Genomic DNA, 8,152 nt, shown 5'->3' with positions numbered 1-8,152 from the left:
ACTCAGCAGTGAAACGACTCTTCGCCGATGGTAGTGTGGAGCTTCTCCATGTGAGAGTAGGTCATCGTCAAGCTTCTATCCCCAAACCCCAATCCGCTCACGCGGGTTGGGGTTTGGCCTTTTGGGGGCGGCAAAAGCGGCAGCGAGGCCACGGCGTGATAAGCCGCTGGTGAGCCCAACAACTGCTCAGGCTAGCGGCTCCAGCGCCTCCAGGAAGCGCACCAGTGCCGCTTCCTCCGCCCGCAGGCCCTTGCGTGCACGCGCCTTGCGCTGGCCCCGTAGCGAACCCCCCAGGTACGCCGACAGCACCGCCGGGTGCACGTAGCACCGGCGGCACACCGCGGGCGTGTTGCCCAGCTGGCTCGAGACCTGGCGGATCACCTCCACCACCTCGCGCTTGGCTTGGGCTTCGTCCTCCCAGGGGACCTCGCGCAAGTAAGCCAAGGCCAGTGCACTGCCGGCCCAGGTCCGATAGTCCTTGGCAGTGAAGTCCTTGCCGGTCAGGTTTTGCAGGTACTGGTTGATGTCCGAAGAGCTGATGGCATGGCGCTGCTGTTGAGCGTCCAGGTACTGGAACAGGTGCTGGCCCGGGAGCTCCATGCAGCGCTTGACGATACGCGCCAGCCGCGGATGCTTGAGGCTCACGTTGTGCTCGATGCCGCTCTTTCCGCGGAAGTGGAAGCGAATCGACTGGCCTTTCACCTTGACATGACGATTGCGTAGCGTGGTCAAGCCGAACGACTTGTTTTCCTTGGCATACTGCATGTTTCCCACGCGGATAAGCGTTGAGTCCAGCAGGCTCACCACGGTCGCCATGACCTTTTCCCGGTCCAGCTCGCGCCGGTGCAGATCAGCCTCTACCTGAGCCCGTAGCTTGGGAAGCGTCTTGCCGAAGTCCAGAAGCCGCTCGTACTTGTTGGCATCCCTGATTTCGCGCCAGCGCTCGTGATAGCGGTATTGCTTGCGCCCCCGTGCGTCCCGACCCGTGGCCTGTAGATGGCCTTGGGGATCGCTGCAGATCCAGACGTCGATATAGGCGGGCGGAATGGCCAGTTTATTGAGACGTTGGATTTCGTCTTCGTCGCGGATACGTTGCCCGTCCACATCGAAATAGGCGAACTTGCCGCGAAGCATCTTGCGTCTGATTCCCGGCTGGGTGTCGTCCACATAGACCAGGTCCGGCGGGAGCATCGGACACAGCAGCGTGCCAGTGTCGCTTTGTTCGTCCTGGGGAGTGGGCCTGACGCCCTTGGCCAGCGGTGGAACAATAGGGCTTGCGTCACTCATTCAGGCCTCGGCGTGCAATCACGCAGCGAACGATCATGCATAACTGACCGTGTCGCCGAGGTGAGCGTTCAGGTCAGGTGGGTTGCTGCGAAGAGGGAGGCGAGGGCTGAGGAAGAAGCGAAGGGGCGAAGAGGTTAATCCTCGCCCTTGGTGATCAGTCCGGCATGCTCCAAGGGGCCAGGATGTACCCTTTGCTGGACAGCTCGTCGCGGGATTGCCTGAGGATGGACGCGAGTTTCTTTGGATCGCAATAGGTGCTGCTGGGGATCTTCGAGCGGCCCAGCAGGCGGGTGCTGGTCCGGTCCAGGACGCTGATGTCCAGTTCGCCGGTCCCGTCTTGAGGTGCCCAGGCGATGCATTGATAAGGCTGAAACGCTCGATCGGTGATAAGTAACGCTTCGTTGAAGCGAAGGGGGGCGTTCATGAGTGGTCTCCAAGGTGCCCGTGAGTAAGCTCGTCGAGAGCTCATTCGACTGCGGTCGCCGCTCTCTTAAGCGTTGATGTCGGTGCCGGGCCCTGAAGTCACATCGAGTCGCGTTTCTGTCGGTTCATGTCGTGAATCCGATCATTCCAATCGCAAACTCTATTTTTCTGGAGCCGTAGGCATCTTCATGCGAACTCATAGACCCGCACGATTAGACAATCATCGAGCCGCTGGTCGGTTTCCCGTGCCATTCGGCGGAATCGTATGAACGAACATTGCAAGACGGCTTCGGCACTTAGCGTTGCTATCCAGAAACCACCCTAACTAAGGCGCTTAATAGAGAAGGGCGCTCGCTGGGAATTCGACGGCCCGGGGACTACTGTCAAGCATCCAAGCGCGCAAGGCGGTCCACGCCAGGCTTTCCATGCTGGGCAGTTCCACGCTGGATACGGAGGGTGCCATGACACATTTCTCGTTTCCCCGAGCATGCGAGTTGATGAAGAGCTATTTCCAGCCGCTGGACTTCATCGCGACACTGGATTCCCCGCGTAGCCTGCGCGCTCAGGTGGTCGAACCGGACTCCGGCGATATCCTGCTCACCGTGGCCGGCATCCCGTGCTCCACCCAGCTATCCCTGGGGGATATCGAGCGGATCGTGGCGACGGTTCGCTCCGATCTTCAGGCGCTTTCGTTGCAGCGGCTGCTGCCCGAGGCGAGCTGAGCGCGGGTCTAGCGAGGTTCTCTCTCCAGACAGGCTTGCAACGTCGCAAGGTTCTCGAAGGTGTGCCCTCCCAGGCCCAGTTGGCGGGCCGCCTGGACATTTTCCTCGCGGTCGTCGATGAAGAGTATCTGCTCAAGGGGGCAGCCCAGCCGGGCGGCGCAGCCCAGGTAGGCCGCTGGGTCGGGCTTGGCTTGCCGGGTCTGGCAGGAAAAGCGCCGTACGGCGAACAATGACAGCCAGGGTTGCTCGGCTTCGAAGCGCTCGGCCAGGTCAGCAGGAATGTTCGACAGCAGCCCAAGCTGGTACCCGGCTGCGTCCAGTGACTGCAGGTAGTCCACCATGGCCTTGTCGATCCGGCTCCAACTGGCGATGTCTGCCTCCACCAGAACCTGAATCTCATCACGGGAATAGCGCGTCCCGACGGCGTTTCCCACGGCCGTCCAGTAGTCCCGAGCTGGCTGTCCCAGGTCATAGGGCCTCCGCCGCTGCCAGTAGGCAGGCCAGAAGGTGTCTGGCTCGGCTCGACCCAACCCTTGCAGCAATCGCTTGTCCGGCTCGGATTGCGTCCGGGCGATCACCCCGAACAGGTCGAACAAAAGTACGGGTCGGATAGGCGTTCCGAGCATGGGGCAGCTCCTCCGAGGGCTGGATGACCATGGCCCACTGCCAGTCGGTCTGGATGCGGATGATCGCGAGAGTGGCCAGAGTGCAGGTCAGGGACTACCCGCCATGAAAGCCGCCGCATTGTGTACCTGAGGCTGCCGATGATCCTAAGCCCAGCAGCTGGACGGCAATGCCGCCCACCATGGACGCTACGATGGCGTAGGCAGTTCCATAGCGGGCCGCCTGCACGATTCGGGCGAGCTTGGTCGGCGCAAAAGATCGGCGCGATGAACAGGCCACGCCGATGTGGGCCCGCGGCGGCGCACGTGCAACAAGGAGGTCAAGAGGCTGAGTGCCATGCACTCACAACTGATGGTCATCACTTGCTCCCGATGACCAGCGCAGGTCGTTACAGGCCGCCAGGAACCGTCCGCAGATGAGCGCCAGCCTGTACAGCTTGGTGGCGGTCCCGTCGAAGGCGGCACCATAGCCGACCGATTCCGGGTGCGTTGGCTCATGGTCTCCAGACCTGGTCTCGATGGCCAGGCGGACGATACAGATCACTACAAAAATGTCGCCATCACCGCCAGCGCACCCTGCAGTCGACTGTCCCCGCGCTATTGAGGGCCATGGGCTCGTCCATAAATCTGCCATCTGCTTCAGCGCCAGCCGCGGCACCAGCGAACACAGGGGCGCCGAGGAAAATCGCGGAGCAGTGCTCGGCACCGAATTCGCCGACCAGCACTGTCCCGGGACCCGTTGCGAAATGGGCGTTCAGTACATTCACCCAGGTGACGCTGTACATGTACATGTACATGCCGAACGCCGAACGCCGAACGCCGAACGCCGAACGCCGAACGCCGAACGCCGAACGCCGAACGCCGAACGCCGAACGCCGAACGCCGAACGCCGAACGCCGAACGCCGAACGCCGAACGCCGCTGGCCGTGATGTCGGTTTCATGAGCGGAGCGTCATACGCGGCACAGCACCGTCGCTTTTAACGGCGCTCTCCAATCACTTGTGAACAGGTCGTTATCAGTCGCGATAGAACACTTGCACCAGGTGATAACCGAAGGTGCTCTTCACCGGTCCATGGATCAGCCGCAGCGGTTTCTTGAAAATGACCTGGTCGATGGCACGCACCATCTGCCCGGGTCGAACTTCGCCCAGATCGCCGCCTCGTTTCGCCGAGGGGCAGAGGGAGTGGGCACGGGCCAGTTTCGCGAAGTCTTCACCGTTATCCAGCCGTTTCTTCAGGAGCTGCGCTTCCGCTTCGGTCTTGACGAGAATGTGACGGGCCATCGCCTTCGCCATGGTCGGGCTCCCCGGGGAAAAGACGCCCATTGTGCCGGGGCCTGAACGCCCGGGCGAGGGGAAGGGCGCGGCAGTGATCAGCCGCCGGTTGGCGTCGACTCGTCCTCGACCCGATAGGCGCCCTGCAGACGGTCGAAGCTGCCGTCCTGGCGCATCGCATCCAGCGCCTGGCGCAGCTGCATGACCATCTGCGGGTCGCATTGCCTGGAGCAGGCCAGGTAGATGTCTTCGGTCAGCAGCGGCTGGCCCATCAGCAGCGGTGGGCGCGCCTGCTCGCGCCAGATGTAGCGGCTCTCCTCGACGCCGTTGAACCAGGCGTCGATGCGGCCCAGTTCCAGCATGCGCGCCGGGTTGTCGCCGATGGTGATCTCGACGATCTGGTCTTCCGTGAAGCCGCGGGTGATCAGCGCCTCGTACTGGGCGCTGCCCTGGCCCACGCCGATCTGCCTGAAGGTGGCCTTGGCTTCGTCGAAGCTGTCGACGCGGTGCTGGAGGCTGAAGAAGGCACGCTCCATGCGCGTGATCGGAGCGATCCAGGTGAACGAGGCTTCCCGGTTGCGGGTTCGGGTGAGGGGCATGATCAGCAGGTCCTCACCTTCGCTCACGCGCTTCTGCGCCCGCGCCCAGGGCTCGTTGCGCAGCTCGGCTGGGTAGCCGGCCCGCGCGAGGGCCTCCAGGACGATATCGCCCACTTCGCCGCGGCTGCGGGTAGGGTCCAGCAGAACCAGGGGCGGCGCGTCGATGGCGTACAGCGGAACCGCGGCGGGTGCGGGGGGCAGCCAGGCGGCGAGGAGCAGGGCTGGAAGGCGTCGGAACGGTTTCAAAGGCAACGATCTGTTCGATACGGGAGTGCCCAGTATAGAGGGGACGCCCTTCGCGTCCGTTTGGCGGACGGCCGGCCGCCCTCCACTCAGCCGGGCGCCTGGGCCGTGGCGTCCAGGTGTTTCCAGTCGGCGATGTGCAGCAGCGCATCGCTCAGGGCCTGGGCCGCGGTGGACAGGCTGTGCTCGGCGAGCCGCAGCAGGCCGACCCGGCGTTCCACCTGGGGCGAGTGGAGGCGCACACAACGGGCGCCCAGCTCTTCCATCTGGCGAATGCACAGGGTCGGCACGGCGCTGACGCCGAGGCCTTGGGCGACCATCCGGCCGGCCGTCACCAGTTGGTGGCTTTCGAACGCCACCGGTAGCCGGCCGTGTTGCGGGGCTACCTGCTGCTCCAGCAGCAGACGCACGGCGGACGGGCGCTGCAGGGTGATGAAGCTCTCCTGCAGCAGCGCCTCCCAGCTCAGCTCGGCATGCGCGGCCAGGGGCGAGTCAGCCGGTACCACCGCGACGAAACGGTCGGTGTAGAACGGGGTGAAGGCCAGGTTTTCCAGGGTCTCCGGCTCGAAGGCGATGCCCAGTTCCACGCGCCCGGTACGAACCATGTTCACCACCTGCTCGTTGAGCACGTCGTGCACGGCCACGTTGACCCGCGGGTGGCGGCCGCGGAAGGCCTTCAGCGCCAACGGCAGCAGGTTGCCGGCGAAGGAGGGCATGGCGGCGATGGACACCTTGCCGAGTTGCAGGGTGAAGTGCTGGCGCAGCAGCTCCTCGGTATTGTCCCAGTCCGCCAGTAGGCGGGTGGCGATGGGCAACAGGGTCTCGCCCTCCGGTGTCAGGCTGACGCTGCGGGTGGTGCGCGTCAGCAGCGGGCCGCCGAGGGACTCCTCCAGGTTCTTGATGGCCAGGCTCAAGGCCGGCTGGGATAAATGCAGGCGTTCGCCGGCCTGGGCGAAGCTGAGGTTCCGCGCGACGGCGAGGAACGCCCGCAGCTGCTTCACGGTCATTGTTTTGCTTAACCTATCAATGCATCAGAAAAACAAACTTAACAAATCAGTGCCCGGGTAAGAAGCTGCACGAAGGCCGACGTATCGGTCACCGAACAACGACAAGAAAAGGCAGTGAGCAATCATGAGTGGACTCGACAAGCGAGTAGGCAGCTACGAGGAAGCCCTCGACGGTCTGACCGATGACATGACGGTGCTGGCCGGCGGGTTTGGCCTCTGCGGGATTCCCGAGAACCTGATCGCCGAGATTCGCCGTCGCGGGGTCAAGGGCCTCACGGTGGTCTCCAACAACTGCGGCGTCGACGGTTTCGGCCTGGGCGTGCTGCTGGAAGGCCGGCAAATCCGCAAGATGATCGCCTCCTACGTCGGCGAAAACGCGCTGTTCGAGCAGCAACTGCTCAGCGGCGAACTGGAAGTGGAGCTGACCCCCCAAGGTACCCTGGCGGAGAAGATGCGCGCCGGTGGTGCTGGCATCCCGGCTTTCTTCACCGCAACGGGTTACGGCACCCCGGTGGCCGAGGGCAAGGAGGTCCGTGAGTTCAACGGCCGCCCGTACATCCTCGAACCGGCCATTACTGGCGACTTCGCCATCGTCAAGGGCTGGAAGGCCGACCACTTCGGCAACGTGGTCTACCGGCATACCGCGCAGAACTTCAACCCGGTGGTGGCCACCGCCGGGCGCATCACTGTGGTGGAAGTGGAGGAGATCGTCGAGCCCGGCGAACTCGATCCCAGCCAGATCCACACCCCCGGGATCTACGTGGATCGCATCATCCAGGGGCGCTTCGAGAAGCGCATCGAGAAGCTCACCCTACGTTCGTGATCCGGCGCCAGGCCGATCAGGGATCGGCGCGCCCCTCCACCCCCTTATTTGAGGTTCCTGCCATGGCACTCACCCGTGAACAGATGGCCCAGCGCGTGGCCCGCGAGCTGAAAGACGGCTACTACGTCAACCTGGGCATCGGCATCCCCACCCTGGTGGCCAACTACGTGCCCGACGGCATCGACGTGATGCTGCAATCGGAGAACGGCCTGCTCGGCATGGGCGCGTTCCCCACCGAGTCCGAGGTGGACGCCGACATGATCAACGCCGGCAAGCAGACGGTCACCGCGCGCATCGGCGCCTCCATCTTCGACTCCTCGCAATCCTTCGCCATGATCCGGGGCGGCCATGTCGACCTCACCGTGTTGGGGGCCTTCGAGGTGGACGTGGAGGGCAACATCGCCTCCTGGATGATCCCCGGCAAGCTGGTCAAGGGCATGGGCGGCGCCATGGACCTGGTGGCCGGCGCGGACAACATCATCGTCACCATGACCCACGCGTCGAAGGACGGCGAGTCCAAGCTGCTGCCGCGCTGCTCGCTGCCGCTCACCGGCTGCGGCTGCATCCGAAAGGTGCTGACCGACCTGGCCTACCTGGAGATCGAGGACGGCGCTTTCATTCTGCGCGAGCGCGCCCCTGGCGTGAGCGTCGAAGAGATCGTCGCCAAGACCGCCGGCCGCCTGATCGTGCCGGACGACGTGGTGGAGATGCAGTTCCCCGCGTCGCTGTGATTCACCGCCGCGTCCCGCCCGGGCGGGACGCCCTGCTGGAGTGACCCCCCATGCAAGATGTCGTCATCGTCGCCGCCACCCGCACCGCCATCGGCAGCTTCCAGGGCAGCCTGGCCCAGGTGCCTGCCACCGAGCTGGGCGCCGTGGTGATCCGCGCCCTGCTGGAGAAGACCGGCCTGGACCCGGCCACCGTGGACGAGGTGATCCTCGGCCAGGTGCTCACCGCCGGCGCCGGGCAGAACCCCGCGCGCCAGTCCGCCCTCAAGGCCGGCCTGCCCCACAGCGTCCCGGCGATGACCATCAACAAGGTCTGCGGCTCCGGCCTCAAGGCCCTGCACCTGGCCACCCAGGCGATCCGCTGCGGCGACGCCGAGGTGGTCATCGCCGGCGGCCAGGAGAACATGAGCCTCGCGCCCTACG

General features: G+C 64.4%; 11 protein-coding genes. 5 read left to right on the top strand and 6 right to left on the bottom strand.

Translation table 11 applies throughout. From position 1 onward, the window contains the following. Positions 1-186: 186 nt before the first annotated feature. Both FM069_RS21360 and FM069_RS21355 read right to left on the bottom strand, forming a co-directional pair. A complete protein-coding gene (locus FM069_RS21360) occupies positions 187-1,287 on the bottom strand; it encodes a DNA topoisomerase IB (RefSeq protein WP_143490433.1) in 1,101 nt (366 codons plus the stop codon). 154 nt (positions 1,288-1,441) lie between these two features. Continuing rightward, a complete protein-coding gene (locus tag FM069_RS21355; RefSeq protein ID WP_143490432.1) occupies positions 1,442-1,711 on the bottom strand; it encodes a hypothetical protein in 270 nt (89 codons plus the stop codon). A gap of 424 nt (positions 1,712-2,135) precedes the next feature. Between FM069_RS21355 and FM069_RS21350 the strand changes: the two genes are divergently transcribed. Then, the gene (locus FM069_RS21350; protein ID WP_143490431.1) at positions 2,136-2,432 is read left to right on the top strand and encodes a DUF1652 domain-containing protein; all 297 of its coding nucleotides are present in this window, start codon (positions 2,136-2,138) and stop codon (positions 2,430-2,432) included. Between the two features lie 8 nt (positions 2,433-2,440). Here FM069_RS21350 and FM069_RS21345 read toward each other — a convergent pair whose 3' ends face one another. Then, positions 2,441-3,058, bottom strand: a complete 618-nt coding sequence (locus FM069_RS21345) for an HAD-IA family hydrolase (protein WP_143490430.1) — start codon at positions 3,056-3,058, stop codon at positions 2,441-2,443. Between the two features lie 780 nt (positions 3,059-3,838). Between FM069_RS21345 and FM069_RS21340 the strand changes: the two genes are divergently transcribed. Continuing rightward, complete coding sequence (locus tag FM069_RS21340; RefSeq protein WP_178106889.1) at positions 3,839-3,985, top strand: hypothetical protein; 147 nt, start codon at positions 3,839-3,841, stop codon at positions 3,983-3,985. A gap of 86 nt (positions 3,986-4,071) precedes the next feature. Here FM069_RS21340 and FM069_RS21335 read toward each other — a convergent pair whose 3' ends face one another. The 3 genes from FM069_RS21335 to FM069_RS21325 all read right to left on the bottom strand — a co-directional run bounded on the left by FM069_RS21335 (position 4,072) and on the right by FM069_RS21325 (position 6,178). Beyond that, positions 4,072-4,350, bottom strand: a complete 279-nt coding sequence (locus FM069_RS21335; protein WP_143490429.1) for a peptidylprolyl isomerase — start codon at positions 4,348-4,350, stop codon at positions 4,072-4,074. A 77-nt stretch (positions 4,351-4,427) separates the two neighbouring features. Then, entirely contained in the window at positions 4,428-5,174 is a 747-nt protein-coding gene (locus FM069_RS21330; protein WP_143490428.1) for a substrate-binding periplasmic protein, read from the bottom strand. 86 nt (positions 5,175-5,260) lie between these two features. After that, positions 5,261-6,178, bottom strand: coding sequence for a LysR family transcriptional regulator (locus tag FM069_RS21325; RefSeq protein ID WP_143490427.1), 918 nt, complete (start codon positions 6,176-6,178; stop codon positions 5,261-5,263). Positions 6,179-6,302: 124 nt separating this feature from the next. Here FM069_RS21325 and FM069_RS21320 point away from each other — a divergent pair, with 124 nt between their 5' ends. The 3 genes from FM069_RS21320 to FM069_RS21310 form a co-directional block, all read left to right on the top strand. After that, a complete protein-coding gene (locus FM069_RS21320) occupies positions 6,303-7,001 on the top strand; it encodes a CoA transferase subunit A (RefSeq protein ID WP_143490426.1) in 699 nt (232 codons plus the stop codon). Positions 7,002-7,063: 62 nt separating this feature from the next. Then, complete coding sequence (locus FM069_RS21315) at positions 7,064-7,732, top strand: CoA transferase subunit B (RefSeq protein WP_143490425.1); 669 nt, start codon at positions 7,064-7,066, stop codon at positions 7,730-7,732. Positions 7,733-7,782: 50 nt separating this feature from the next. Further along, positions 7,783-8,152 (top strand): thiolase family protein (locus FM069_RS21310; RefSeq protein WP_267904220.1); only part of this gene is annotated, 370 nt, incomplete at its 3' end.

This window comes from Pseudomonas mangiferae (genome assembly GCF_007109405.1).
Classification (GTDB): Bacteria; Pseudomonadota; Gammaproteobacteria; order Pseudomonadales; family Pseudomonadaceae; genus Pseudomonas_T; species Pseudomonas_T mangiferae.
Note: the sequence above shows the minus strand (reverse complement) of the source record. Positions and strands in the feature narration are given on the sequence as shown.